A 25386-nucleotide genomic window follows, 5' to 3' on the forward strand; every position below is an offset into this window, starting at 1 on the left:
GTTGCACGTTCGGCCGCCCGAGGACGGCGTGTCGCGGGCGCAACGTGCAACTCAGCGTGGAGGTCCCCCCCGATAAGGTGACCGGGTGAGCATCGACATCGGTCTGGCCAAGCGTGGCCGTCAGGGTTACCACTTCGACGACATCGCCATCGTGCCCAGTCGGCGCACGCGCGACCCGCACGAGGTGTCCACGCACTGGCAGATCGACGCCTACCGCTTCGACCTGCCGATCGTGGCCGCGCCGATGGACTCGGTCATGAGCCCCGAGACCGCGATCGCGCTGGGCAAGTTCGGTGGCCTCGGCGTGCTCAACCTCGAGGGCCTGTGGACCCGCTACGAGGACCCGCTGCCGCTGCTGGAGGAGATCGCCCGCATCGAGCCGGCGCAGGTCACCGCGCGGCTGCAGCAGATCTACGCCGAGCCGATCAAGGCCGAGCTCATCACCGAGCGGCTGCGCGAGATCCGCGAGGCCGGCGTCACGGTCGCGGGCGCCCTGTCGCCTGGCTCCACGAAGCAGTTCGCCGACACGGTCGTGCAGGCCGGCGTCGACCTGTTCGTCATCCGCGGCACCACCGTCTCGGCCGAGCACGTCTCCAGCAACGCCGAGCCGCTCAACCTCAAGCAGTTCATCTACGAGCTGGACGTCCCGGTGATCGTGGGCGGCTGCGCCACGCACCAGGCCGCCCTGCACCTCATGCGCACCGGCGCGGCGGGCGTCCTCGTCGGCTTCGGCGGCGGCGCCACCCACACCACTCGCAGCGTGCTGGGCGTGGCGGTCCCGATGGCGTCGGCCGTGTCCGACGTCGCCGCGGCCCGCCGCGACTACCTGGACGAGTCCGGCGGCCGCTACGTGCACGTCATCGCCGACGGCTCGATCGGCCGCAGCGGCGACCTGGCCAAGGCCTTCGCGTGCGGCGCCGACGCCGTCATGATCGGCTCGCCGTTCGCGCGCGCCACCGACGCCCCCGGCCACGGCTTCCACTGGGGCGCCGAGGCGTGGCACTCCGACCTGCCGCGCGGCGAGCGGGTCGAGATCGGCACGGTCGGGCCGCTCGAGCAGGTGCTGTTCGGCCCCTCCGTCGTCCCGGACGGCACGATGAACCTCGTCGGCGCGCTGCGTCGCGCGATGGCCACCACCGGCTACACGGACCTCAAGGAGTTCCAGCGGATCGAGGTCGTGGTCGGGTGACCCTCACGGTCGCCGCGGGCCAGTTCGCCTCCGCCGGTGACGTCGAGACCGACGTCGCCGCCGTCGTCCGGGCGATCGAGTCGTCGCCGGGCGCGGACCTGCTGGTCATGCCCGAGCTGTTCCTGGGCGGGTACCGCCTGCCGCCGATCGTGGTCGGCGAGAGCGATCCGCGCCTGCAGCCGATCGAGGACGCCGCGGCTGCGGCGGGCCTCGTGGCGCTCGTCGGCGCCTGCCTCGACGGGCCGCACGGTTTCACGATCTCCACGCTGGCGTTCGGGCGCGGCGCGCCCGAGCGCGTCTACGACAAGCAGAACCCGTGCGGCGACGAGAACGCCCACGTCGTGCCGGGCCGCGACGGCGTCGTGATCGACGTCAAGGGCTGGGCCGTGGGCCTGTCGATCTGCTACGACGGGTGCTTCCCCGAGCACGCGCGGTCGCTCGCGCTGGCGGGGGCCGAGGTGTACGCCGCGTCGGTCGCGTACTTCGCCGGCAGCGCCCACCGGCGCGAGCTGTACTACCGCGCCCGCGCCCTCGAGAACGGCATGTACGCGGTCGTCAGCGGCCTCACCGGCTCGGTCGCGGGCGCCGAGTTCGACGGCGGCTCGGCGATCTACGACCCGGAGGGCCGGGTCGTGGCCGAGGTCGGCCCCGGTGAGGGCGTCGCGACGGCCACGCTCGACCGGCCCCTGCTCAAGGCCACCCGCGCGCAGCACCCGATGCTGGCCGACGTGCGCGAGCCCGCGCCCGTGGTCCGCCGGTGACGGCTCGACTCGTCGAGGTGGACTTCCTCGACCCGCGCGCGGTCGACCTGCGGGCGCGGATGTCCGCCGAGATGGCCGACCTGTACGGACGGCCGCGGCACACGGTCGGCACCGAGGACATCGAGCCGGAGTCGGTCATCGTGTGCCTGCTCGCGCTGGACGGCGACCGGCCGGTCGGCACGGCCAGCCTGCGGCGCCTGCGCGACCTCGTCGAGGTCAAGCGGATGTACGTCCTGCCCGAGACGCGCGGAACGGGCCTGGCGCCGCGGCTGCTGGCCGAGATCGAACGGCACGCCGCCACGGTCACCGACCGCGTCGTGCTGCACACGGGCGAGCGGCAGCAGGCGGCGATCGCGCTCTACCGTCGCTCGGGCTACGTCCCGATCGAGATCTACCCGCCGTACGACGAGGTTCCCGAGTCGTTGTGCTTCGCGAAGGACCTGCGGCCAGCCTAGCCCTCCCGACATCTGACATGACGAGTGTCACATTCGGGCGGAATCGGGGTATCGTGCGAGCCATGCCCCACGCCGTCCCCCTGGCCGTGCCGTCCGCGCGCGTCGCCGAGCTCACCGCCCTGATTCGGGCCACCGGCCCCGAGACCCGCACGACCGTCTCGCCGCTCGACGGCGCCGACCTCGCCACGGTCCCGATCTCCACGGAGCACGACGTGGAGGCGGCGTTCGCCGCGGCGCGGGTCGCCCAGCTGCACTGGGCGCGCACGTCGCTGCGCCGCCGCAAGCGCGCCCTGCTGCGCCTGCACGACCTGATCCTGGCCCACCAGGACGAGCTGCTCGACCTCATCCAGCTCGAGTCCGGCAAGGCCCGCTCGCACGCCTTCGACGAGGTGCTGCACACCGCCCTGACCGGCCGCTACTACGGCCGCCGCCTGGCCCGGATCCTCGGCCCGCACCGCCGCGCCGGCGTCTACCCCGTCATCACCGGCATCCGCCAGTACCACCAGCCGAAGGGCATCGTCGGCCTCATCACGCCGTGGAACTACCCGCTGTCGATGGCGCTCGTCGACGGCCTGGCCGCCGTCGCGGCCGGCAACGCCGTCGTGCACAAGCCGGACAGCCAGTCGCCGCTCACGGCGCTCGCGATCGTGCAGCTGATGCACCGCGCCGGCTTCCCGAAGGACCTGTGGCAGGTCGTCAGCGGCGCCGGCTCGGTGATCGGCTCGGCCATCATCGACCGCGCCGACTACATCTGCTTCACCGGCTCCACCGCCACGGGCAAGCGCATCGCGGCCCAGTGCTCGCAGCGGCTCATCGGCTGCTCGCTCGAGCTCGGCGGCAAGAACCCGATGATCGTCCTGCCCGGCGCGGACGTCGCCAAGGCCGTCGAGGGCACCGTGACGGCGGCGTTCAGCTCGGCCGGCCAGCTGTGCGTCTCGATCGAGCGCGTGTACGTGCACGAGTCAATCTACGCGCAGTACCGCGACGCGCTCGCCGAGCGGCTCGCGCACCTGTCCTACGGCGCCAACGCCGACTGGGAGGTCGAGATGGGCACGCTCGTCTCGCCCGCGCAGCTGGCCACGATCGAGAAGCACGTCGCCGACGCGCTCGACCACGGGGCCACGCTGGTCTCCGGCGGCCGCGCCCGGCCCGACATCGCGCCGTGGTTCCACGAGCCGACGGTGCTCGAGAACGTCCCCGAGTCGGCCCTGTGCCACCGCGAGGAGACCTTCGGCCCGCTCGTCTCGCTGTACCCGTACCGCAGCGTCGGCGAGGCGATCGACCTCGCGAACGACACCGTCTACGGCCTCAACGCCAGCGTCTGGGGGCCCGTGCGCCGGGCTCGCAAGGTCGCCACGCGGATCCAGGCCGGCACCGTCAACGTCAACGAGGGCTTCGCCGCGACGTTCGGCAGCATCGGCGCCCCGATGGGCGGCATGAAGGAGTCCGGCACGGGCCGCCGCCAGGGCGCCGAGGGGCTCCTGCGGTTCACCGAGAGCCAGTCCGTCGGCGTCCAGCGGGTCATGCCCGTGGGCGGCCCGGCGTTCCTGCCCCGGCAGCGGTTCGCCGCGCTGCTGACGATCGGCCTGCGGCTGCTGCGCCGCCTCACGACGAGGGCCTGAGAGGACCACCATGACCGAGCTCGACTACGACGTCGTCATCATCGGCTCCGGCTTCGGCGGCAGCGTCTCGGCGCTGCGGCTGACCGAGAAGGGCTACAAGGTCCTCGTGCTCGAGGCCGGCCGCCGTTTCGCCGACCACGAGTTCGCGAAGAACTCCTGGCACCTGCGCGACTACCTGTGGGCGCCGCGGCTCGGCTGCTACGGCATCCAGCGCATCAACCTGCTGCGCGACTCGCTCGTGCTCGCGGGCGCGGGCGTCGGCGGCGGCTCCCTCGTCTACGCCAACACGCTCTACGAGCCGCTCGACCCGTTCTACGAGGACCCCGCGTGGAGCGGCATCACGGACTGGAAGAGCGAGCTGGCGCCGTACTACGACCAGGCCAAGCGCATGCTCGGCGTGAACGAGGTCCGCGAGATGACGCCGGCCGACGAGGTCGTCAGGACGGCGGCCGAGCGCCTCGGCTACGGCGACTCGTTCCACTTCGCGCCCGTCGGCGTGCTGTTCGGTGACGAGGAGGGCCAGGACGTCGGCGACCCGTACTTCGGCGGCGTCGGCCCGTCGCGGCGGACCTGCCTGAACTGCGGCGAGTGCATGTCGGGCTGCCGCCACAACGCGAAGAACACGCTCGTCAAGAACTACCTGTACCTGGCCGAGCAGGCCGGCGCCGAGGTCCGCGACCTCACGACGGTGGTCGACGTGAAGCCGATGCCGGGCGGCGGCTACGAGGTGCATGCGCGCTCGACGAAGAGGCGCCGTCGCCGCTCGGTCGTCCGGGCCGAGCAGGTCGTGTTCTCGGCCGCCTCGCTCGGCACGCAGCGGCTGCTGCACCAGCTGCGCGACTCGGGCAGCCTGCCGCGCATCTCGGACCGCCTCGGCCTGCTGACGCGCACGAACTCCGAGGCGCTCATGGGCTCGGTGGCGATGCACCGCGACGTCGACTACACGCGCGGTGTCGCGATCACCTCGTCGATCCACCCGAACGACACGACCCACATCGAGCCCGTCCGCTACGGCAAGGGCTCCAACGCGATGATGTTCGTGCAGATGGTGCTGTCGACCGACGGCAGCGGCGACGACCGGCCGCGCCTGCGGACGGTCCTGAAGAACATCGTCAGGCTCGGTCCGAAGCTGCCGAGGCTGTACGACGCGTTCCACTGGTCCGAGCGCACCGTCATCGCCCTGGTGATGCAGGCGCGCGACAACTCGATCACGACGTACACGAAGCGCCGGCTGCTGGGCGGTCGCAAGATGACCACCAAGCAGGGGACCGGCGAGCCGAACCCGACGTACATCCCCGAGGCGCATCGCGCCGTGACCGAGATGGCCGATCACATGGGCGGCGTCCCCGGCGGCATCGTGACCGAGCCCATCGGCATCCCGATGACGGCGCACTTCCTCGGCGGCTGCGCGATCGGCGAGTCGCCCGAGACCGGTGTGATCGACCCCTACCAGCGCCTCTACGGGCACGAGGGCCTGCACGTCATCGACGGCTCGGCGATCACCGCCAACCTGGGCGTCAACCCGTCGCTCACGATCACGGCACAGGCCGAGCGCGCGGTGGCCATGTGGCCCAACAAGGGCGAGGCCGATCCACGCCCGGCGCTCGGCGCGCCCTACCGCCGCATCGAGCCGGTCGCGCCGAAGAACCCGGTCGTCCCCGACAGCGCCCCCGCCGCCTACCGCCTGCCCATCGTCGCCGTCTCCTGATCCCGCCTCCGGCGGGCGAGATGTGTGGCGGTGTCCACACGATCTCGGCCTGAGACGGCCGATGCGGGTGGACACCGCTACAGATCTCGGTCCCGGGAGGGACGGAACAGGCCGGCCGGGGTGAGGACGAGGTCGACGGGACGGTCGTGCGGCTCGTGGGGGAGCGAGGGCAGCAGCTCGTCGTCGTGGACGAGGGCGCACACGACGCCGCCGAAGCCCTCGAGCGCGCGGTCGTAGTACCCGGCGCCACGGCCGAGGCGCACGCCGGCGTGGTCCACGGCCAGCGCGGGGACGACGGCGACGTCGCACGAGGCCAGCGCGTCCGGCCCGAGGTCGGGCCCCGTGGGCTCGGGGACGCCGAGGCCTCCCACCACCACCTCGCCCGGTGCGTACCGGACCCACTCCATCGACCGGTCGGGGCGGCTGCGCGGCACGAGGACCTCGATCCCGAGACCGGTCAGCCACGCCAGGAGCGGTTCCGTGCCCGGCTCGCTCGGCAGCGACAGGTAGGCCGCGACCCGCCGGGCGCGGACGAGCGCGGCCACGGAGGGCGCATGCAGCGCGATCGCTTCGGCGACGGCCGCGCGCGACACCGCCGACCGGCCGCGCCGGCGGGCGGCGACCGCGGAGCGGACCTGCGACTTCTCAGACGTCACTTCGGCCGACATGCCGCTAGCCTAGGGCCGGTGAAGGGACTGGCAGCGGCTCAGCAGAAGATGCGTTCGGACGGCCTGCCCGAGCAGGCGATCGACGTCTTCACGGCGTTCTACCACCAGCTCGAGGGCGGCGCGTCGGGTCTGATCCCCGAGTCCGAGGTCGATCCGCTCGAGGACATCGACAGCATCGAGAAGCTCGAGTACGACACCGAGACGCTGCGCCGTGCCGCCGCCGAGACCGTCGTCATCAAGCTCAACGGCGGACTGGGCACCACGATGGGCATGACGCAGGCCAAGTCGCTGCTGCCCATCAAGCACAGCCTGAGCTTCCTCGACCTCATCGTCGACCAGGTCTGGCACGTCCGCGCCACGCTGGGCGTCGACCTGCCCCTGCTGTTCATGAACAGCTTCCGCACGCGCGACGACACGCTCGCCACCCTCGCGCGCTATCCCGGCCTCCAGGTCGGCGACCTGCCGCTGGACTTCCTGCAGAACCGCGAGCCGCGCCTGACGGCCGACACGCTCGAGCCGGTGGAGTGGCCGCAGGACCCCGCCCTCGAGTGGTGCCCGCCGGGTCACGCCGACCTTTACACGGCGCTGGACGCCTCGGGCGTGCTCGACCGGCTCATCGCCGAGGGCTACCGGTACGCCTCGGTCTCGAACGCCGACAACCTCGGCGCCGTCCCGGACCCCGCGATGATGGCCTGGTTCGCCGAGACCGGCGCCCCGTACGCGGCCGAGGTCTGCCGCCGCACCCCCGCCGACGTCAAGGGCGGCCACCTCGTGGTCCGCCGCTCCGACGGCCGGCTCATCCTGCGCGAGACCGCGCAGATCGCGCCCGAGGACCGCGAGGCCGCGGCCGACCTCACGGTGCACCGCTACTTCCACACGAACAACCTGTGGTTCGACCTGCACGCCCTGCGCCGCGAGCTCGACCGCGCCGAGGGCGTCCTGGACCTGCCCCTCATCCGCAACCAGAAGAACGTCGACCCCACCGATCCCGAGACACCCGAGGTCATCCAGATCGAGTCCGCGATGGGCGCCGCCATCTCGGTCTTCGAGGGCGCCACCGCGATCGAGGTCGACCGCGCGCGGTTCCTGCCGGTCAAGACGACCGACGACCTGCTGCTGCTGCGCTCGGACGTGTACGACGTCGGGCCGGACTACCAGATGCGCGCCCGCGTCGACGAGGTCCCGTCGGTCGACCTCGACAAGCGGTACTTCAAGACCATCGCCGACTTCGACCGCCGGGTGCCGTTCTCGGTGTCGCTGCAGTACGCCTCGTCCTTCACGGTGCGCGGCGACTGGAGCTTCGGCGAGGGGGTCGTCGTGCGCGGTGACGTGACCCTCGAGGACGAGGGCCGACCGCGCCACGTGGAGTCCGGGACCGTACTGTCCGGGTTCTGAGGCGGATCGGCCGTTAGGCTGGCAGGCATGTCGTCAGGACAACTGCCTCCGCGGACGCGTCCCGTCAGCGTCGCACCCGGTCGCCTGACGGTCGAGGACCACCTCGAGACCATCCTGCGCGGTGTGGGCCCGCTCGCGGCCTACGACCAGCCGGTGGTCGAGTCGCTGGGCCTGACCCTGCACGAGGACGTCGTCAGCGACCACGACCTGCCCCGCTTCTCCTCCGCCGCCGTCGACGGGTACGCCGTCAACGCCACGGACGTGGTGGGCGCCCGGCCCGGTGAGCCCGTCGAGCTGCCCGTCGTGGCCGAGATCGTCCCGGGCCTGGGCAAGCCGTTCGCCATCAGCGGCGGCTCGTGCGTGCGCATCACGGCCGGCGCGCCGCTGCCGCGCGGCGCCGACGCCGTCGTCCCGGCCGACGCGACCGACGGTGGCCGCTCGAGCGTGCTCATCAACCGTGCGGTGCTCGCCGGCTCCGGCGTCCGCCACGCGGCGGGCGACCTCTCCCGCGGGGGAGTGGCGCTGCCGGAGGGCGCCGTCCTGGGCCCGCGCGAGATCGGCCTGCTGGCCGCGATCGGCCGTGACCGGGTCCGCGCCCGTCCCCGCCCGCGCGTCGTCGTGATGTCCACCGGCCGCGAGCTGCGCGAGCCCGGCGCCCACCTCGACGTCGACTCCGTCAGCGACGCCAACTCCTCGATGCTCGCCGCGGCCGTCCGCGACCTCGGCGCCATCGCCTACCGCGTCGGCGTGGTCGACGACGAGCCGACGCACTTCAAGCGCGTCCTGTCCGACCAGCTCGTGCGCGCCGACCTGGTCGTCATCACCGGCGGCATCACGGGCGGCGAGCACGCCCTCGTGAAGAAGACGCTCACCGAGGTCGGCGAGGTGACGTTCGCCGACGTGGCCGTCGCGCCGGGCCGCACGCACGGCTTCGGCCGGGTCTTCGACGAGCAGACCCCCGTCATCGCCCTGCCGGGCGATCCCGTCTCGGCCTACGTGGGGTTCGAGGTCTTCGTGGTGCCGGCGATCCGCCGCATGCTCGGCCGCACGCCGTACCGCCGCCCGCAGGTGCACGCCGTGCTGGCCGAGGACGTCACGTCCGAGACCGGCGTGCGCGAGTACCGTCCCGCGCTGTTCGAGGTCACGCACCGCGGCGCCAAGGTCACCCCGCTGCCGCGCACGGGCCCGCACCTCGTGGGCGTCCTGGCGAAGGCCAACGCGTTCATCGTGATCGGCGAGGACGAGAGCGCCCTCAACCTGGGCGACACCGTGCGGACCCTCGTCCTGGACCGCAACTTCTGATGGCGCGCGGCTGGCCGGTCACCCTGTCCGACGGGCACGTCGGCGTGCGCCCGCTGGTCCGCCGCGACGCCGGGGCGTGGGCGCGCCTGCGGGCCGAGAACCGCGAGTGGCTGACCCCTTGGGAGGCCACGCTGCCGCCGGGGGAGGGGTCGGTCCCCGAGTCGTACACCGGCACGATCGCCACACTGCGCCGCCGTGCCCGCGAGGGCACCGCGATGCCGTTCGCCGTGACGTGGGCCGGCGACATGGTCGGCCAGGTGACGGTCAACAGCATCACGCGCGGGTCCGCGCAGTTCGCCAGCATCGGCTACTGGGTCTCGCGCAGCCACGCGGGGCGCGGCGTCACGCCCACCGCCGTCGCGCTCGTGTGCGACCACCTGTTCACGCGCGCCGGACTGCACCGCATCGAGATCTCGATCCGTCCCGAGAACGCCGCGAGCCTGCGCGTCGTGGAGAAGCTGCGCTTCACCGAGGTCGGCCTCGCCCCGGGATACCTGCACATCGCGGGGCAGTGGCGCGACCACCGCGTCTTCCAGATCCTCAAGGAGGACGTGCCTGAAGGGCTGCTGACCCGGCTGCGCGAGGGGCGCCGCGCGGACTGATCCGTGGGACGCGCGTGAACTCGTGGTGCGACACACCCGAGTCGCTCCCACGGATCGCGCTCGCCACGACCTACGGTTTCAAGCGTGGGAGGATCCAGCGGGCTGATCGTGGCGTTCGTCGTCGCCCTGTGGGCGGCGTACTTCGTGCCGCTCGTCCTTCGTCGATACGACGAGGCGGCCAAGAACTCGTCGTTGGACAACGACGGGCCCACCCGACGCGTCGTGCAGCCGCGCCGGGTCTCCGTCGCTGCCGAGGAGCGCGCCGTCGTGCGTCCGGCTCCGCAGCCCGCCCCCACCGTGACTTCCCCCCGTGTCGACCGGACTTCTCCGGCGGTCGACGCGCAGCGTCCGCGCGTCTCGCGCGAGGCCGCCCGGATCGCCGCTCGCCGACGCCGCAACGTGCTGCTGACGCTCGTGGCGGTGCTGGCGGCACTGTCGGGCCTGGCGATCGCCGCGCTCGTGCCGGTCTGGACGCCGGCCATCGGCGTCGGGCTGATCGTCGGCTGGCTCGTGCTGTGCCGCGTCATGGTCCGCCAGGAGCGCGGCCTCGCGTCCCGTCGCAGCGGCCGCGGGGCGAGCGTCCTGCGCGCCACGGGCCGTCGAGTCGCCGGCGCGCCCGCCGCCCTCGTGCGCGGCCTCGGCTGGGCCTCGGGCAGCGTGCGCACGGCCGCCGCCCCGGGTGGCTCGGCCGCCGACGAGGAGATGACGGTCGTCGTCTCCGACCAGGTCGAGGACCACGACCCGAACCGCCGCAACGTCATGGAGATGGACGTCCCGCTGGCCGCCGACGCGCTCGACGAGCAGCTGCAGATCGCCGTCCCCAGCGTCTCGGCCACGACCGGCGAGCCCGTGTGGGACCCGCTGCCGATCACCGTCCCCACCTACGTCAGCAAGCCGCGCGCCGGCCGCACCGTGCGCACGATCGAGTTCGGCCAGCCGGGCGCGTGGACCTCGGGTCACGTCGAGGGCGAGCAGACCGAGCTGCCCGGCATGACGGACGATTCCGCGCCCGACCAGCGGGCGGTCGGACACTGACCCACCCCGCGGATGGGATCCGCGGGGAGGGTTTGCTAAGGTTGACCACGGCCTTGGGGCATTGGCGCAGTTGGTAGCGCGCTTCGTTCGCATCGAAGAGGTCAGGAGTTCGAATCTCCTATGCTCCACCCGCGACAGCGGCCCCGGACTCCGGTCCGGGGCCGCTGTCGTTCCGGCTCACTACCGCCCATGGTCCGTTCGGGTCACCTTGTGCGATTTCCTCCCACAGCAGCCTCAGGCGTCCCTACGCTCACAGGCATGAATCCCCCCACCACGACCGGCCGCGTCACGGCCGGCCTCGTCAGCGGCGCCCTCATCGTGGGCGCCCTCGCCTTCACCGCGCCGGCCGCACAGGCCGCGCCCGCGGAGCCCGGCGCCAAGGTCCTGATCCTCAACGATCCGGGCTTCGTCGACACCATGCCCGTCGACCAGGCCACCGCGGAGGACCCGAGCCGCGAGGGCGTCAACATGGTCCTGGCCCTGCGCGAGCAGGGTCACCAGGTCACCGAGCTGACCGGGATCGACGCCGCGACGATCAGCGCCGCCCTCGAGGGTCAGGACACGTTCGTCATCCCCGAGCTCGAGCGCGGCGCGTGGGTCCCGGCCCTCGACGAGGCCGCCCGCGGCGCCGTCACCTCCTGGGTGCGCGACGGCGGCACGCTCGTCGTGGCCGGGGACGAGCAGAACACGTTGAACGACCTGTTCGGCTACTCGCTCACGAACCGGTACTCCGGAGCCACGTACGCGAAGACGACCGCCGCCAACAGCGTGTTCGCGGGCGAGGCCGATTCGCTGCCGTGGAACGACGGCTCCTACTCGTACGCCGTCGACTCGGTGCCCGAAGGCGCCCAGGTCCACTACCGCAACGAGACCGATGCGGCCGTCGTGACGTTCCCGCAGGCGAAGGGCACCGCCGTGTCGCTCGCGTGGGACTGGTACGACGCCGCGCCGCTGGGCAGCCAGGACGGTGGCTGGAACAGCGTCCTCGATACGGCCGTCCGCATCGCGCCGGCCGCCGTCGAGCCGCCGGCCGAGCAGCCGGCCGAGCCGAGCAACGCCTTCGTGCTGCCCGGCCGTGGTGCCGCGAATGCCAAGAACGGCAGCATCACGATCTGGGTCCGGATTCCCGGCGTCGTGGGCCGCGTGACCGTCGGCTCCGCCCCGGCCGGCGTCCTGAAGTCGACGTCGCGCAGCATCGGCCCGAAGCGCTCGGTGCCGGTCACCCTCCGCCCGACGGCGAAGACGCTGCGTGAGCTTCGTGCGCAGCTGCGCACGAAGCGCGTGGCGACCAAGAAGGTCAAGGTCAACGTCACGTACACCCCGCAGGGCGGCAAGGCGCGCACCCTCTCCAAGACGGTCACGCTGAAGCTGGCCAAGCCCGCCAAGAAGGGCAAGAAGAAGTAGTCCCGGGTCGGCGGTGGGTCGCGGCTGCTGGCCGCGGCCCACCGCTGCGTCGTTCACGGGGCGCGGCGGGCGTAGGCTCGCCCCGGACCGAACGCCGCCGAGAGGAGCCCCGTGCGCGACGACACCCGTGACGCGATCGCGCTCGCGCTCGTGCTTGCCGGTGGCACGGTGGGCACGCTCGCGCGCGCGGCGCTCGAGGAGGGCTTCGGGGCCGGCCGCGGCGAGTGGCCGTGGGCCACGTTCGGGATCAACGTCGTGGGCTCGTTCCTGCTGGGCCTGCTGGTGGCTGTGCTCGTCGTGCGCGGAGGTGACGAGCGCTGGCGGCTCGCGCTCGGGACCGGCGTGCTGGGCGGCTTCACGACGTACAGCACGTTCATCGTCGAGGCCGACCGCCTCGTCGCCGACGGGCACGTGGGGCTGGCCACGGGCTACGCGCTCGGGAGCGTCGTCCTGGGCGTCGCCGCGGCCGCACTCGGCACCGCGCTCGGCCGCGTGGGAGCGGGCCGGTGATCGCGCTCGTGGCGCTCGCCGGCGGGCTCGGGGCGTGCCTGCGGCTCCTCGTGGAGCGATCCGTGAGCCGCCGCGCCCGGATGCCGCTGGGCACGCTCGTCGTCAACGTGACCGGCTCCTTCGCGCTCGGCCTCGCGGTGGCGCTGCTGCCCGACGGCGACGCGCTCGCGGTGCTCGGCACCGGACTGCTCGGCGGCTACACGACCTTCTCGGCCGCCAGCGTCGAGGCACTGGCGCTCGCGCGGGAGTCCCCCGTGCGCGGCGCCGTGCACGCGGCGGCGATGCTGGGGCTCAGCCTCGCCGCCGCGGCCCTCGGCCTGTGGATCGGCTGATCCTCAGAGCACCAGCTCGGCCATGAGCCGCAGCGTCGCCTCGTCGCCGGCGACCATGAGCGTCGTCACGACGGACTCGCGCCACGCGGCGAGGTCGTCGCGGATCTTCTCCTTGGGGCCGATCAGCGCGATCTTCTCGACCAGGTCGAGCGGGACGGCGGCGGTCGCCTCGTCCTTGCGGCCCTCGAGGTAGAGGTCCTGGATCCGCGTGCAGACCTCCTCGTAGCCCAGGCGCGCGACGGCGTCGAAGTGGAAGTTGGCGCCCTTCGCGCCCATGCCGCCGACGTAGAGGGCGATGAACGGGCGGATCCAGTCGGCGGCGGCCTCGAGGTCGTCGGAGACGATGACCTGCACCGGGCACGCGACCTCGAACTGCTCGCGGGGCAGGCGCTCGGCGGCGCGCTTCGCGAAGCCCTCCTCGAGGGCGTTCTGCGCGAACTCCGGATCGTGCGGCGAGTAGAAGAACGGGATCCAGCCGTCGGCGATCTCGGCCGACAGCGCGATGTTCTTGGGCCCCTCGGCGGCCAGCAGCAGCGGGATCTGCTCGCGCACGGGGTGCAGCGTCGAGCGCAGGGACTTGCCCAGCCCGGTCGACTTCATCCCGTAGCGGTCGACGTACGGGATCTGGATCTGGGCGCCGTCGTACGCGACCTTCTCGCGGGCGATGACCTGGCGCAGCACGTCGAAGTACTCGCGCGTGCGGGCCAGCGGACGGGGGTAGGGCTGGCCGTACCAGCCCTCGACGACCTGCGGGCCGGAGACGCCCAGGCCCAGCATCATGCGGCCGTTGGAGAGGTGGTCGAGCGTCATGGCGGCCATCGCGGTGGCGGTGGGCGTGCGCGCGGACATCTGGACGATGCCGGTGCCCAGCTTGATCCGCTCGGTCGAGGCGCCGAGCCACGCCAGCGGCGTCAGGGCGTCCGAGCCGTAGGCCTCGGCGGTCCAGATCGAGTCGTATCCCAGCTCCTCGGCCAGGGCGACCTGCGCGGCCTGTCCCGGCGGCTGTCCCTTGCCCCAGTAGCCGAGGCTGAGTCCGAGCTTCATCCGTTCGCACCTCCGTCAGCGCGCGCACCTCGCACGCGTTCGCCGATCACAGTGCCACATGCGTCACACGCCTGGGAAGGACGTGCCCGCGTCGTCAGCGACGGCGACGCCGGTGGCGCACGAGGAGGCCGATCGCGACGAGCGCCCCGAGGGGCAGCAGCCAAGGGACGAGGAAGCCGACCGCCGCCAGCGCGGCGTTCGCGGCGGCGACGAGGGCGTTCCAGCCGTCGGTCAGCCCACCGGCGAACCCGCCCGGCTCCACCGCCCTGGGCGCCTCGTCCGAGTACAGCGAGACCTGGATCGTGGCGAGCGACGTCCGGTCCGCCAGGACCCTCCGCTGGGCCTGCAGCGACTCGAGGTCGCCTTGGCGCCGGGTCAGCTGCGTCTCGGCCTCGAGCAGGTCCTGCGTGTCGTCGGCCCGGGCGATGATGGCGCGCAGCCGCCGGATCGAGGTCTCCAACGAGGCCATGCGCGCCTCCACGTCGGCCACCTGGGTCGCCACGTCCTCGCGCTGCACGTTCATCGACCGCACGTCACCGGTCCTCTCCACCGCGTCCCGGAGGCCGTCGAGGTGACGGGCGGGCAGCCGGACGGTGAGGTCCGCGTAGGGCGATGAGCCCTGCTCCAGGGTCTCGGCGTCGATGCGGCCCTCGTGCCCGGTGGTGAAGGTGCGCAGGACGCGCACCGCCTCGTCAACGTCGTCCACCTCGGCGGACAGCGAGCCGGTCGTCACGACGGTCTCGGTCTCGACGCCGGTCCGCTCGCCGGCGCCCTCGTCCTGCGGTGCCACCTCGCGGGCCGCGGTGTCGCTCGAGGCGCCCGAGTCCGCCTGCTCGAGCACGGCGCTGCGCTCGCCCAGGACGCCGACGCCCACGACGCCGCCGACGACGACCACGGCGGCGGCCGCGACGGCGCCGAGCGCGAGGCGGGCCCGGCGCCGCCGCGCCCGCCGGTCGGCCTCCACGGCGCCCATCACGCTCGCGCGCATCCGATCGACGCGCTCGGGCTCCAGCACGGCCGGCTCGGTCCGCGTCATGTCACTCACCGTCCTTCGTCAGGTCGCGACGCAGGCGGGCGCGCAGCCGGGAGACCCGGTTCCGCACGGCGCCGTGGGTCACGCCCAGCTCGGCGGCCGCCTGGTCGTAGGTCAGGTCGCCGTCGACGCACAGCTCGAAGAGCCGGCGGTCGACGGGGGAGAGGCGCGAGACCGCCTGCTCGATCGCGGCCGCGACGGCCGCGGCGTCGACCGCGTCCGGCGGCTCGGCGCCGGGATCGAGCGGCTCGTGCTCGAGCGGCACGGACCGCAGGCGGGCGCGCTTGCGGCCGGCGTTGAGGGCCGTGTAGCGCGCCGTGACGAGCAGCCACGGCAGCATCGACCGGTCGACGATCCGGATCTCGTCGAGGCGCCGCCAGGCGGTGACGAACGTGTCCTGCGCGACGTCCTGCGCCTCGTCGGGATCGCGGACCACCTGGTGCGCCTGCCAGTAGACGGCGCTCACATGACGGTCGAACAGCGCGCCGAACGCCGCCGTGTCACCGCGCCGGGCGCGCGCCAGCAGCGCGGTGTCGCTCGCCGGCTCCGTCGCCGGCGCGACCGGTTCGGCCATCGTCTCGATCCTTGCCTCCACGACCTGTCATGTCGCGGACGGCCCGATCGTCTCAGATCCAGCGGTCCCACCAGATGCGATCGCGCCACTGGTCGTACGTGATGATCCGGTTGGACAGGATCGGGTGGAAGTACCAGAACAGCACGACGACGAGCACGACGAACCCGCCGATGCCGATCCACCAGAGCCGGTCGGGGATCCGCCGGCGGATCGCGTTGAACACGAGGCACAGCGCGATGATCATGAACGGCACGATCGCGACGGCGTAGAACGTGAAGATCGGGCGGCCCGAGGTGATCCACCACGGCGCCCACGTGGCCAGGACGCCCACGAGCGGCAGGCTCCAGCGCCACGTGGGGTTGCGGATCCACGCGACGAGGGCGGTCACCAGGCCGAGCGTGCCGACCCACCACAGCGCCGGGTTGCCCAGCGTCAGCACCTGGCGGACGCACTTGGAGCCCTCGGCGGCGCCGCACGCGGAGGCGGCGATGTCGAAGTCGGAGGCGACGTTGGTGGGGCGCCACTGGATGAGCCAGCCGAACGCGTTCGACTGGTACGGGTGCGTCTTCGTGGCCAGGTACTCGCCCGTGTGGAAGCGGTACGTCATGAGGTGGAAGTCCCACCACGAGCGGAACGCGTCGATGATCCCGCCGAGGGGGCCGCGCGTGGGGCTGCTGACGGCGCCCCACACCGGCTCGTCGCCGTACCCGTGGCCGAACCGGGCCTCGAACGCGTCGTGGTGGACGAGCCAGCCGGTCCACGTCAGCACGTAGACGACGAGCGCGACGCCGACGAGCGACACGAACGCCGGCACGCCGACGCGCAGGACGCGCAGCGCGGCGTCCTGCCACGTGGCGACGCGACCGCGCGCCCACACGTCCCACACCACGACCGTGATGCCGAAGGCCGCGAGCACGTAGAGGCCGCTCCACTTCGTGGCGACCGCCATGCCGAAGCAGGCGCCGGCGGCGAGCTGCCACGGCCGCAGCCACATCCACGCGGTGGGACCGACCTCGCGCAGCCGCCGGGTCAGCCAGTCGCGGTCGGCCGCGAGGCACGCCACGGCGCACACGAGCCAGAACGTCAGGAAGACGTCGAGCAGCGCGATGCGCGACATCGTGAAGTGCAGCCCGTCGAGCGTCAGCAGCAGGCCGGCGAGGCAGCCCAGGACGACCGAGCCGGTCAGCCGCAGGACGAGGCGGGCCAGGACCAGCACCGTGAGCGAGCCGAACAGGACGGCGCCGAAGCGCCAGCCGAGCGGCGTCAGGCCGTAGAGCTTCTCGCCGAGGGCGATGAGCCACTTGCCGCCGTCGGGGTGGACGATCCACGTGGGCTCGGTCGTGAAGACGTCCGTCTCGCCGCGCGCGATGCGGCCGTTGGCGTCCTCGACCGCGTCGCGGGCGTAGCCCCACTGCAGCAGTCCCCACGCGTCCTTGGCGTAGTACGTCTCGTCGAACGTCAGCGACCTCGGGCTGCCGACGTTCCAGATGCGGAGCACGAACGCCAGCAGCGCGACCGCGATCGGTCCGATCCATCCCCAGGCCCGCAGGCTGATCCTGTCCAGCAGAGTCACCCGCACACCCTAGCCAGCCCCGGGCCGCAGCGGGAGGGCAAATGAACTCCGAGTTACGTTTCGGGCCGCCACGGTCCGACGGGTGCGTGGCAGGATCGAGGCGTGCTGATCCTCGCCGCGACCCCCATCGGAACCGTCGCGGACGCGTCGGGCCGCCTCGCCACGGCGCTCGCCGATGCGGACGTCGTCGCCGCCGAGGACACCCGGCGCCTGCGCCGCCTCGCGAGCGACCTCGGGATCGAGGTCACGGCGCGCGTCGTGTCCTACTTCGAGGGCAACGAGCAGCAGCGCACCACCGACCTCCTGGAGGACCTGCGCGCCGGTCGCACTGTCGTGCTCGTGACCGACGCCGGCATGCCGAGCGTCTCGGACCCCGGCTACCGGATCGTGGCCGCGGCGGTCGAGGAGGACCTGCCGGTGACCGCGATCCCGGGACCCTCGGCCGTGCTGACCGCCCTGGCCGTCTCGGGCCTTCCCGTCGACCGCTTCTGCTTCGAGGGCTTCCCGCCGCGCAAGCCCGGTGAGCGCGCCCGTGTGCTCGGGGCACTCGCCCACGACCCCCGCACGATGGTGTTCTTCGAGTCCCCGCACCGCACCGCCGCCACGCTGGCCGCGATGGCCGAGGCGTTCGGCGCCGACCGCCGCGCCGCCGTCTGCCGCGAGCTCACGAAGACGCACGAGGAGGTCGTGCGCGGGCCGCTGTCCGAGCTGGCCGCGTGGGCGGGCGACGGCGACCGCGTCCGCGGCGAGATCACGATCGTGGTGGCCGGCGCCGAGCCCGCGCCCGCCGCGGACCTCACCGAGGCCGACCTCGCGGCGATGGTCGAGGAGACCACCGCCGAGGGCGTGAGCCGCAAGGACGCGATCGCCGACGTCGCGCGCCGGACCGGGATCTCGCGCAAAGTGGTCTACGCCGCCGCCCACGCACCGAAGGAGCCGTCATGAGTCAGCCGCTGAAGCTGGGATACAAGGCCTCGGCCGAGCAGTTCGGCCCCCGCGACCTCGTCGAGTACGCCGTCGCGGCGGAGGCGCACGGGATGGAGTCGGTCTGGACGAGCGACCACTTCCAGCCGTGGCGCCATGTCGGCGGTCACGCGCCGTTCTCCCTCGCGTGGATGACGGCCGTGGGGGAGAGGACGCACTCGGTCGTCATCGGCACCTCGGTCATGACGCCGACCTTCCGCTACAACCCGGCGGTCGTCGCGCAGGCGTTCGCCACGATGGGCTGCCTCTACCCGCACCGCATCGTGCTGGGCGTCGGCACGGGCGAGGCGCTCAACGAGATCGCGACCGGGTTCGCCGGCGCGGGCGAGCAGGAGTGGCCCGAGTTCAAGGAGCGCTTCGCCCGCCTGCGCGAGTCCGTGCGGCTCATGCGCGAGCTCTGGACGCAGGAGCGCGTCTCGTTCGAGGGCGAGTACTACTCCACCCACGACGCGTCGATCTACGACCGTCCCGACGAGCCGATCCCGGTCTACGTGGCGGCGGGCGGCCCGATGGTGGCGCGCTACGCCGGACGCGTCGGCGACGGCTCGATCTGCACCTCCGGCAAGGGCGCCGAGCTCTACACCGACAAGCTCATGCCGGCGTTTCGTGAAGGCGCCGAGAAGGCCGGCCGCGACCCCGACGAGGGCGACCGCATGATCGAGATCAAGCTCTCCTACGACACCGACCCGGAGCTGGCGCTGGAGAACACCCGCTTCTGGTCGCCGCTGTCGCTGTCGGCCGAGCAGAAGCACTCGATCACGGACCCGGTCGAGATGGAGAAGGCCGCCGACGCGCTGCCGATCGAGCAGATCGCGAAGCGCTGGATCGTGGGCTCCGACCCCGACGAGGTCGTGGAGATGATCGGCCAGTACGTCGACTGGGGCTTCAACCACCTCGTGTTCCACGCGCCGGGCAACGACCAGACGCGGTTCCTGGAGCTGTTCGAGCGCGACCTGGCGCCGCGGCTGCGCGACCGCTGACCTAGCCGACGATCCCGGCCAGCGACCGGCACATGATCGCGGTCGTGTGGCGCTCCTCGACGGCCACGCGTCCGCGGCCGCCGCGCTGGGCGGCGACGCCGGGGTCGTCCAGCAGGTCGAGGATCGCCGCGGCCATCGCCGGGGCGTCCTGCGGCGGGACGAGCGTGGCGGCGTCGGCGGGGAAGTAGTCCTCCATGCCGGGCGTCGCGCTGACCACGACCGGGCGGCCGGTCGACATCGCCTCGAGCCCCACGGTCATGCCCGAGGCGTGCAGGTTCGGCCGGGTCGCGATCGCGACGACGGTGGCCGAGGCGAGCAGGTCGCGGACCTCGACGTGGGTGAGGCGCGGGACGACCGTGACGCCGTCCGGCGGGGTCTGGGTGCTCGAGGTCTGCACCGTGAGGCGGGCGTCGGGCCGGCGCGTGCGGACGATCTCGAGGGCCGCGAAGAGCGTGCGCGGGTCCCGGTCCCGGTCGCCGCCGACGCTGACGACGTGAGGGGTGGCGGGCTGCTCGGCGGGCGCGTAGAACGTCTCGTCGACCCCGAAGCGCAGGAAGTGCACCGGCGGGGAGTCGGGGCCGAGCCACTCGCGCACGGCCTCCGCCTGCGGGCGGCTCAGCACCCACAGGCCGTCCATCGTGCGCAGCGCGCGCCGGAGGGCGGCCGTCGTGCGGTCCTCGCCGCGTGCCGCGACCTGGTCGGTGACCCAGATGACGCCGGAGAAGTAGGAGCGGGCCCGGACACCGGCGAGCATGGGCAGCGCCGTCGACTCGTCCCAGCACAGCGCCGTGCCGGCACGGCCGCGCCGTCCGGGCGTGCGGACCCGGGCGAGCCGGCCGGCGACCGGGCCGAGCGTCGGCGCCTCGACGGCCCGCACGACGCGCCCGTCCTGGCGCAGCTGGTCGAGGCCGTAGGGCCACGCGCCGGGCACGTGGCTGGCGGCGTGGCGCGCCTGCCAGTGGGGGACGCCCTTGCCCTCGCGGAAGGTCACGAGGAGCTGTCCGTCGCGTGCGTGGGTCGTCATCGCGCCTCCTTCGCCGCCGGGGCGAACAGCCACCGGTCGGCCTCGAGTCGTCCGTCCCGCTCGGGGAGGGTGGCGAGCACCGCCGCCGGGTCGTCGGCCCCGCGCAGCTGCTCGACGATCGCCGCGGCCAGGGCCCCGGGCCGCGTGGGGACGCCCACGACGCCGTGCCCGTGCCGCTCGAGCCACGGGGCCAGCCCGGTCTCGGTCGTGGCGACGACGCGGCAGCCCTGCTCGAGCCCCTCGACGATCGGCAGCCCGACCTGCTCGCGCCACGCCGGCGTGGGCTGCGACGCCAGCACGAGGACGCGGGACGCCGCGAGCTGGCGACGGATCTCGTCGCGGGGCGGGTCGACGACGAGCTCGACCGACGGGTCCCGGTCCGCCAGCGCCCGCGCCACGTCCTCGAGCTCGCCCTTGCCGACGAGGACGAGCCGTGCCTGCGGGACCGCCTGCGTCACGAGCGGCCAGGCCTCGACGAGCTGCGGCAGGCCCTTGCGCTCGGTGAAGGCGCCGACGAACGCGACGCCGGGGCCGCGCGGCGCGGTCGGGACGTCGTCGCTGCGTGCCGGCAGGGCGGGGATCAGGGTGGACTCGGCCCGTGGGGGCCCCAGGACGTCCTCGTAGACCGAGCGCGCCTGGTCCGTGCCGAACGCGACGCGGTCGAGCCGCCGCCAGACGAACCGCGCGAGGGCGAGGTCGAGCCGGGCACGCAGGCGCCGGCGCACGCCTCGCCGCGGCGGCATCCGGAACGGGTCGGCGTTGCCGATCGCGTAGGTCACGACGCGCACGCGCCGCCGGCGGATCCCCAGCAGCGCGAGCACGAGGACCGTGGTCGGCAGGGCGGGCAGCATGAGCGGCTCGTTGACCTCGAGCTCGGTCACGTCGGAGCCGGCGACGAGGCGGGCCGCACCCCACCGCGAGGCCTGCACCAGCTCGAGCCCCTCCGCGAGGTCCTCGTCGAAGTCGTAACGGCGCCCGCGGTGGACGATCGCGGCCGGCGTCAGCCGGTGGGCGCGCTCGAGATGGGCGGTGCGCACGCTCTCGTACACGCGGACCCTCGTGTGCCCCAGTCGCCGCACGTCCCCTCCTCGGTCCCCGCCATCTTGTCAGAGCACGAGCCGGGTCAGGTCGATATCGCCCGGAACGCGGCGCCTGCGCTGTAGGCTTTCGGCGCCGCTCACCATCCACGCGCACGGGGGGACACCGGTGGGAACGACCTCCGACACGACCGCGTCCGTCTGGCGCAAGGTCGGCACCAGCGCGATGGCCAAGGTCGTCGTCATGGGCCTGTCCGGGGTGCTCGGCATCATCACCAGCCGGATCATCATCACGTCCTACGGCGTCGACGCGTACGCGAACTACGGCCTGCTGGCGACGCTGCCGAACCTGCTGCCGTTCGCGGACCTGGGCATCGCGGCCGTCGTCATCAACGCGATCGCCGGCTCCGGCGACCCGCGCCGCGACGAGCTCGTGCGGCGGACCATCACCTCGGCGCTGCGGATCATGATCGTGTCCGGGTCGATCATCGCGCTGGTCTCGGCGCTGCTGTACGTGACCGGCGCGTGGGGAAGCGTGCTGGGGGAGGGGCTGCTCGAGGACGGCGGCGAGCTGTCGGCGTTCCTGTGCCTGCTCGTGTTCGGCCTCGTGCTGCCGCTGACCGTGGGCCAGCGCATCCTCGTGGGCCTGCACCGCAACACGACGCAGGTCGCGGCCCAGTCGGTGGTCGCGCCCTTCATGCTGCTCGTCATCGGCGCGGCCGCGGCGCTGTCGGTGCCGATGGGCGCGTACCTGCCGGTCGTGTCCTACCTCGGCAACGCGATCGTCTCGGTCATCTGCCTGGGCATCGCCGCGCACGCCCTGCGGCCGCAGGTCGGGGCGGCCTTCCGCGACGTCGTGCGGCTTCGGTCGGTGCCGGGCGTGCCGGTGTTCGACCTGGCCTGGCCGATGCTCGTGCAGATGGTGACGCTGCCCATCACGATGCAGACCGGCCGCATCCTGCTGAGCCACCTCGGCGAGGGTCAGGACCTCGCGCAGTACAACCTCGCCTCGCAGCTGTTCGGCCTCGCGCTGCAGACGATCGCGACCGCCGGGATGGCGCTGTGGCCCCACTTCGCGAGCGCCCGGTCGCAGTCGCGGGTGGAGTCGCCGCTCGCGGCCACCGTGTGGTTCATCGCGGGCGGGCTCGTGCTCGCCGGGGCGCTCGCCGCCGTGTCGCCGTGGCTGGCCGACTTCATCTCCGACGGCGAGATCCACCTCGACCTCGCGCTGGTGCTGGCGTACGTCGCCTTCGTCGCACTGCAGGCCTCGAAGTACCCCGTGGGCATGTACATGACCGACGAGCGGGGACTGAGGTTCCAGGTCCTGCCGACGATCGTCATGATCCCCATCGGCCTGGGCGTCGCGTGGGCGCTCATCCCCGCCATCGGCGCGGCGGGCGCGGTCGCGGGTCCCGCGACCGCCGTCCTGCTCTGCCAGGTGGTGCCCAACCTCTGGTACGCCCAGCGCGACGTGGCCAGGCGGCGGCGCGAGCAGGCCGCCGCCTGAGCCGAGCGGCTACAGGGCGATCTCGGGCTTGATCTGCGAGACGCGCCAGATGCGGCGCCGGTACGCCGCCGCGGACGTCAGCGCCAGGCAGCCGACCACGTAGGCGGCCAGCACGGCGATGTCCCTCGGCAGCCCGTCGAGCGAGGCCCCGTACATGAGGTGGCGGATCCCGTCGAGCGCGTACGACATCGGCAGCACCTGGTGGGCGGTCTGGAGGACCGACGGCAGCGTCTGCCACGGGAACGTCCCGCCCGACGCGGCCAGCTGCAGCACCAGCAGCACGAGGCCGAGCAGCTGCCCGACGGGCCCGAGCCAGGCGTTGAGGCAGTGCACGATCGCCACGAACGCCGCCGCGACGAGCAGCAGGAACAGGGCGACCTGCGTCGCGCGCAGCACGTCGATGCCGACCACCGCCATGACCACGCCGAGCATCACGAGCACCTGCGCGGCCGCCAGCGCGAACGGCGTGAGCCAGCCGCCGAGCGCGGTGCGCAGCGGGGACTGCCGGGCCGCGATGGCGCGGTTGGACAGCGGGCGCACGAGCAGGAACATCACGTACCCGCCGACCCACGCGCCGATCGAGAGGAAGAAGGGCGCCAGGCCCGACCCGTAGCTGTCGACCGAGGCCTGCTGGACGTCCTGCGTCCGGATGGGCGAGGCGATCGTGGACGCGGTCTCGTCACGCTGGTCGCTCGTCAGGTCGGGGATCGACCGCAGGCCGTCCTTGAGCCCGTCGGCGAGGCGCGTCGCGCCGGACTCGGCCTCGACGAGCCCCTGCGCGAGATCGGCGCTGCCGTCGCGCAGCCGGTTCGCCCCGTCACGCGCCTCGACCTGGCCGGCCAGCAGCCGGTCCGAGCCGTCCTGCGCGGTCACGAGGCCGCGGTGCAGCGTGGCCGTGCCGTCGGCGACCTGCTCGGCGCCGTCGGCGAGGCGGTCCACCTGCCGCGCGGTGCCCTGCACCCGGTCGTCGATGCGGTCCAGCGGACGGTCGAGGCGGTCGAGCCGGGCGAGGATCCGCTGCTGCTCCTCGTCGCTGAGGCCGGAGTCGGCCAGGGCCTGCTCGATCTCGTCGCGGGCGGTCGCCAGGTCCGCGCGCGCCTGCCGCGCGGCGGCGGCGACCCGGTCGCCGGCGGCGGCCAGCTCGGCCGTCCCGTCCGCGACGCGGCGCGAGCCGGTCTCGAGTCGCGCGCTGCCGTCGACCGCGTCGGACAGGCCGGTGCCGAGCTGCCGCTGGCCGTCGACGAGGTCCTGCTCCCCGTCCGCGAGGGTCGCGGCGCCGTCGGCCAGCTGCCGGCTCCCGGACCGGGCGTCGCCGAGTCCGTCCGCGAGCCGCGCCGCGCCGCGTCCCGCCTCGGCCAGCTGGTCGTGCAGCGTCGAGAACCCGAGCAGGAACTGCGAGGCGGCACGCTCGCTGACGTTCTGGGCGATCGACGAGCTCACCTTCGACAGCACCTGGTCGGCGATCGTGGTGGACAGGTAGTTGTTCGCGGCGTTCGTCGTCAGCAGCAGCGTGCCCTGCTGGGGGTCGAAGTCGGCCGTCGAGGCGAGCGCCTCGGAGAACCCGCGCGGGATCGTGAGCGCGAACAGGTAGTCGCCGTTCTCGACGCCGAGCGCCGCGTCACCGGCCGAGACCTCGCGCCACGCGAACGAGCCGTCCTCGACGAGGTCCTTCGCGACCTCACGGCCGGCGGCGATCTCGTCGCCGCTCGAGCTGGTGGCGGGCCGGTCCTCGACGACGAGGGCCGCCTCGACCTTGGTGAGCCGGCCGTACGGGTCGTGGTTCGCCCACAGGTAGAGCGAGGCGTAGAGCGTCGGGATCAGCACGACCGCCAGGACGGCCAGTCGCGGGAGCCGTCCCGCGCCGAGCCGTCGCAGCTCACTGAGCGCCAGTCGCAGCGAGTTCATCGCGTCCTCCCGAGGGTGGCGCGCGGGACGTCCACGGCGCGCAGGGTGTTCGTCATGAGCTGCAGGCACACCGCGAAGCCGTCGGCGGCCAGCAGGCGGGCCACGCTCAGGGCGGCCTCGGGGCTGGCGCCGTAGCGGTCGGGGCAGCACAGCACGAGGGCGCGGACTCCCGGCCGCCGTGCCGCGAGCAGCGTGAGCAGCCGGATCCGCACGTCCGGCGGCACGTCCTCGACCCGCGTCCGCCGCCACTGCTCGGCGCCGTGGTCGGTGAGCCAATCGCGCACGTGGGAGCGGCCCGCCGGCATGCGCGCCATCGCGAGCTCCTCGCCGATCGCCGTGGCGAGCGAGACCGCCTCGTCGGGCTCGGACACGTCGGGCACGTCGACGACCGCGACCTCGCGGCGCAGGCGCCCGGCGTCCTGCTCACCGTCGACCAGCACCCGGCCCGAGGACGGGATCAGCCGACCGGCCACCGCGAGGCTGAAGGCCGTGTGCCCGGTGCCGGGCGGCCCGTCGACGATCGTGACCGACCCCGACTCGAACTGTGCCGACGTCGGCGCGAGCACGGCCCCGTGGGGTCCGTCCACCGCGACGTCCATCGATTCGACCAGCATGTTCCCTCGCTCCCGGCCTCCCGGACAGGGGCCGACCCTCCACTGTGCTCCATGCCGGCGCGTCAGCCCAAGCCGCGGCGCCGTCCTGTCGCCGAGATCACGGGCGCGCCACCGTCCGCCGGCCGCCA

Annotated in this window: 24 protein-coding genes and 1 tRNA gene; 16 read left to right on the forward strand and 9 right to left on the reverse strand. The window is 73.3% G+C overall.

What is annotated here, in order from left to right:
• The first annotated feature begins 91 nt into the window (after nt 1–91).
• The 5 genes from AB3M81_RS02690 to AB3M81_RS02710 all read left to right on the forward strand — a co-directional run bounded on the left by AB3M81_RS02690 (nt 92) and on the right by AB3M81_RS02710 (nt 5735).
• The gene (locus tag AB3M81_RS02690) at nt 92–1189 is read left to right on the forward strand and encodes a GuaB3 family IMP dehydrogenase-related protein (RefSeq protein WP_412902560.1); all 1098 of its coding nucleotides are present in this window, start codon (nt 92–94) and stop codon (nt 1187–1189) included.
• Nucleotides 1186–1950 carry a carbon-nitrogen hydrolase family protein gene (locus AB3M81_RS02695; protein WP_412902360.1) on the forward strand — a complete coding sequence of 255 codons (765 nt, stop codon included), beginning with the start codon at nt 1186–1188 and terminating at the stop codon, nt 1948–1950. The genes AB3M81_RS02690 and AB3M81_RS02695 overlap by 4 nt, the downstream gene beginning before the upstream one ends.
• Nucleotides 1947–2405: a GNAT family N-acetyltransferase gene (locus AB3M81_RS02700; RefSeq protein WP_412902361.1), complete on the forward strand. Its 459-nt coding sequence runs from the start codon at nt 1947–1949 to the stop codon at nt 2403–2405. The genes AB3M81_RS02695 and AB3M81_RS02700 overlap by 4 nt, the downstream gene beginning before the upstream one ends.
• Before the next feature lie 62 nt (nt 2406–2467).
• Nucleotides 2468–4027, forward strand: a complete 1560-nt coding sequence (locus tag AB3M81_RS02705) for a succinic semialdehyde dehydrogenase (RefSeq protein WP_412902362.1) — start codon at nt 2468–2470, stop codon at nt 4025–4027.
• Nucleotides 4028–4037: 10 nt separating this feature from the next.
• A complete protein-coding gene (locus AB3M81_RS02710) occupies nt 4038–5735 on the forward strand; it encodes an FAD-dependent oxidoreductase (protein ID WP_412902363.1) in 1698 nt (565 codons plus the stop codon).
• A gap of 77 nt (nt 5736–5812) precedes the next feature.
• Here the strand turns inward: AB3M81_RS02710 and AB3M81_RS02715 are convergent, their stop codons facing one another.
• Entirely contained in the window at nt 5813–6403 is a 591-nt protein-coding gene (locus AB3M81_RS02715) for a 5-formyltetrahydrofolate cyclo-ligase (protein WP_412902364.1), read from the reverse strand.
• A 48-nt stretch (nt 6404–6451) separates the two neighbouring features.
• Between AB3M81_RS02715 and AB3M81_RS02720 the strand changes: the two genes are divergently transcribed.
• The 8 genes from AB3M81_RS02720 to AB3M81_RS02755 all read left to right on the forward strand — a co-directional run bounded on the left by AB3M81_RS02720 (nt 6452) and on the right by AB3M81_RS02755 (nt 12983).
• Nucleotides 6452–7798 carry a UTP--glucose-1-phosphate uridylyltransferase gene (locus tag AB3M81_RS02720; RefSeq protein WP_412902561.1) on the forward strand — a complete coding sequence of 449 codons (1347 nt, stop codon included), beginning with the start codon at nt 6452–6454 and terminating at the stop codon, nt 7796–7798.
• A gap of 27 nt (nt 7799–7825) precedes the next feature.
• Entirely contained in the window at nt 7826–9100 is a 1275-nt protein-coding gene (locus AB3M81_RS02725; RefSeq protein WP_412902365.1) for a molybdopterin molybdotransferase MoeA, read from the forward strand.
• Nucleotides 9100–9702: a GNAT family N-acetyltransferase gene (locus AB3M81_RS02730; RefSeq protein ID WP_412902366.1), complete on the forward strand. Its 603-nt coding sequence runs from the start codon at nt 9100–9102 to the stop codon at nt 9700–9702. Before AB3M81_RS02725 ends, AB3M81_RS02730 begins: the two co-directional genes overlap by 1 nt.
• A gap of 84 nt (nt 9703–9786) precedes the next feature.
• Nucleotides 9787–10737, forward strand: a complete 951-nt coding sequence (gene sepX / locus AB3M81_RS02735; protein WP_412902367.1) for a divisome protein SepX/GlpR — start codon at nt 9787–9789, stop codon at nt 10735–10737.
• A gap of 55 nt (nt 10738–10792) precedes the next feature.
• Nucleotides 10793–10865: transfer RNA gene (locus tag AB3M81_RS02740), tRNA-Ala, on the forward strand.
• A gap of 130 nt (nt 10866–10995) precedes the next feature.
• Complete coding sequence (locus AB3M81_RS02745; RefSeq protein ID WP_412902368.1) at nt 10996–12141, forward strand: hypothetical protein; 1146 nt, start codon at nt 10996–10998, stop codon at nt 12139–12141.
• A gap of 111 nt (nt 12142–12252) precedes the next feature.
• Nucleotides 12253–12651 carry a FluC/FEX family fluoride channel gene (locus AB3M81_RS02750; RefSeq protein ID WP_412902369.1) on the forward strand — a complete coding sequence of 133 codons (399 nt, stop codon included), beginning with the start codon at nt 12253–12255 and terminating at the stop codon, nt 12649–12651.
• Nucleotides 12648–12983 carry a fluoride efflux transporter FluC gene (locus AB3M81_RS02755; RefSeq protein WP_412902370.1) on the forward strand — a complete coding sequence of 112 codons (336 nt, stop codon included), beginning with the start codon at nt 12648–12650 and terminating at the stop codon, nt 12981–12983. The genes AB3M81_RS02750 and AB3M81_RS02755 overlap by 4 nt, the downstream gene beginning before the upstream one ends.
• Before the next feature lie 3 nt (nt 12984–12986).
• Here AB3M81_RS02755 and AB3M81_RS02760 read toward each other — a convergent pair whose 3' ends face one another.
• The 4 genes from AB3M81_RS02760 to AB3M81_RS02775 all read right to left on the reverse strand — a co-directional run bounded on the left by AB3M81_RS02760 (nt 12987) and on the right by AB3M81_RS02775 (nt 17207).
• The gene (locus AB3M81_RS02760; RefSeq protein ID WP_412902371.1) at nt 12987–14027 is read right to left on the reverse strand and encodes an LLM class F420-dependent oxidoreductase; all 1041 of its coding nucleotides are present in this window, start codon (nt 14025–14027) and stop codon (nt 12987–12989) included.
• 94 nt (nt 14028–14121) lie between these two features.
• Nucleotides 14122–15063 (reverse strand): DUF4349 domain-containing protein, encoded by a 942-nt coding sequence (locus AB3M81_RS02765; protein WP_412902372.1) that lies wholly within the window; start codon nt 15061–15063, stop codon nt 14122–14124.
• 1 nt (nt 15064) lies between these two features.
• Nucleotides 15065–15634: an RNA polymerase sigma factor gene (locus tag AB3M81_RS02770; protein ID WP_412902373.1), complete on the reverse strand. Its 570-nt coding sequence runs from the start codon at nt 15632–15634 to the stop codon at nt 15065–15067.
• A gap of 52 nt (nt 15635–15686) precedes the next feature.
• Nucleotides 15687–17207 (reverse strand): dolichyl-phosphate-mannose--protein mannosyltransferase, encoded by a 1521-nt coding sequence (locus AB3M81_RS02775; protein ID WP_412902374.1) that lies wholly within the window; start codon nt 17205–17207, stop codon nt 15687–15689.
• 102 nt (nt 17208–17309) lie between these two features.
• Here AB3M81_RS02775 and rsmI point away from each other — a divergent pair, with 102 nt between their 5' ends.
• Together rsmI and fgd are read left to right on the forward strand one after the other, a co-directional pair.
• Entirely contained in the window at nt 17310–18152 is an 843-nt protein-coding gene (rsmI, locus tag AB3M81_RS02780) for a 16S rRNA (cytidine(1402)-2'-O)-methyltransferase (protein WP_412902375.1), read from the forward strand.
• Nucleotides 18149–19171, forward strand: coding sequence for a glucose-6-phosphate dehydrogenase (coenzyme-F420) (gene fgd, locus AB3M81_RS02785; protein WP_412902376.1), 1023 nt, complete (start codon nt 18149–18151; stop codon nt 19169–19171). The genes rsmI and fgd overlap by 4 nt, the downstream gene beginning before the upstream one ends.
• Nucleotide 19172: 1 nt before the next feature.
• Here fgd and AB3M81_RS02790 read toward each other — a convergent pair whose 3' ends face one another.
• Both AB3M81_RS02790 and AB3M81_RS02795 read right to left on the reverse strand, forming a co-directional pair.
• A complete protein-coding gene (locus tag AB3M81_RS02790) occupies nt 19173–20195 on the reverse strand; it encodes a glycosyltransferase family 4 protein (protein ID WP_412902377.1) in 1023 nt (340 codons plus the stop codon).
• Nucleotides 20192–21274: a glycosyltransferase family 4 protein gene (locus AB3M81_RS02795; protein WP_412902378.1), complete on the reverse strand. Its 1083-nt coding sequence runs from the start codon at nt 21272–21274 to the stop codon at nt 20192–20194. The genes AB3M81_RS02790 and AB3M81_RS02795 overlap by 4 nt, the downstream gene beginning before the upstream one ends.
• 127 nt (nt 21275–21401) lie before the next feature.
• On the opposite strand from AB3M81_RS02795, the gene AB3M81_RS02800 reads away from it, so the two are divergent.
• Nucleotides 21402–22739 carry an oligosaccharide flippase family protein gene (locus tag AB3M81_RS02800; RefSeq protein WP_412902379.1) on the forward strand — a complete coding sequence of 446 codons (1338 nt, stop codon included), beginning with the start codon at nt 21402–21404 and terminating at the stop codon, nt 22737–22739.
• Between the two features lie 9 nt (nt 22740–22748).
• On the opposite strand, the gene AB3M81_RS02805 is transcribed toward AB3M81_RS02800, so the two are convergent.
• Together AB3M81_RS02805 and AB3M81_RS02810 are read right to left on the reverse strand one after the other, a co-directional pair.
• Nucleotides 22749–24644, reverse strand: a complete 1896-nt coding sequence (locus AB3M81_RS02805; protein ID WP_412902380.1) for a YhgE/Pip family protein — start codon at nt 24642–24644, stop codon at nt 22749–22751.
• Entirely contained in the window at nt 24641–25258 is a 618-nt protein-coding gene (locus AB3M81_RS02810) for an ATP-binding cassette domain-containing protein (RefSeq protein ID WP_412902381.1), read from the reverse strand. The genes AB3M81_RS02805 and AB3M81_RS02810 overlap by 4 nt, the downstream gene beginning before the upstream one ends.
• Nucleotides 25259–25386 lie beyond the last annotated feature (128 nt).

The sequence above is a fragment of the Aeromicrobium jepli genome (assembly GCF_047246605.1).
In the GTDB taxonomy this organism is placed as follows: Bacteria; Actinomycetota; Actinomycetes; order Propionibacteriales; family Nocardioidaceae; genus Aeromicrobium.

Coding starts and splice junctions, on each gene's coding strand:
- fgd (WP_412902376.1), top strand. CDS start 18,149: ATGAGTCAGCCGCTGAAGCTGGGATACAAGGCCTCGGCCGAGCAGTTC.
- AB3M81_RS02810 (WP_412902381.1), bottom strand. CDS start 25,258: ATGCTGGTCGAATCGATGGACGTCGCGGTGGACGGACCCCACGGGGCC.
- AB3M81_RS02730 (WP_412902366.1), top strand. CDS start 9,100: ATGGCGCGCGGCTGGCCGGTCACCCTGTCCGACGGGCACGTCGGCGTG.
- AB3M81_RS02715 (WP_412902364.1), bottom strand. CDS start 6,403: ATGTCGGCCGAAGTGACGTCTGAGAAGTCGCAGGTCCGCTCCGCGGTC.
- AB3M81_RS02725 (WP_412902365.1), top strand. CDS start 7,826: ATGTCGTCAGGACAACTGCCTCCGCGGACGCGTCCCGTCAGCGTCGCA.
- AB3M81_RS02710 (WP_412902363.1), top strand. CDS start 4,038: ATGACCGAGCTCGACTACGACGTCGTCATCATCGGCTCCGGCTTCGGC.
- AB3M81_RS02760 (WP_412902371.1), bottom strand. CDS start 14,027: ATGAAGCTCGGACTCAGCCTCGGCTACTGGGGCAAGGGACAGCCGCCG.
- AB3M81_RS02765 (WP_412902372.1), bottom strand. CDS start 15,063: ATGACGCGGACCGAGCCGGCCGTGCTGGAGCCCGAGCGCGTCGATCGG.
- AB3M81_RS02705 (WP_412902362.1), top strand. CDS start 2,468: ATGCCCCACGCCGTCCCCCTGGCCGTGCCGTCCGCGCGCGTCGCCGAG.
- AB3M81_RS02720 (WP_412902561.1), top strand. CDS start 6,452: ATGCGTTCGGACGGCCTGCCCGAGCAGGCGATCGACGTCTTCACGGCG.
- AB3M81_RS02745 (WP_412902368.1), top strand. CDS start 10,996: ATGAATCCCCCCACCACGACCGGCCGCGTCACGGCCGGCCTCGTCAGC.
- AB3M81_RS02770 (WP_412902373.1), bottom strand. CDS start 15,634: ATGGCCGAACCGGTCGCGCCGGCGACGGAGCCGGCGAGCGACACCGCG.
- AB3M81_RS02790 (WP_412902377.1), bottom strand. CDS start 20,195: ATGACGACCCACGCACGCGACGGACAGCTCCTCGTGACCTTCCGCGAG.
- AB3M81_RS02805 (WP_412902380.1), bottom strand. CDS start 24,644: ATGAACTCGCTGCGACTGGCGCTCAGTGAGCTGCGACGGCTCGGCGCG.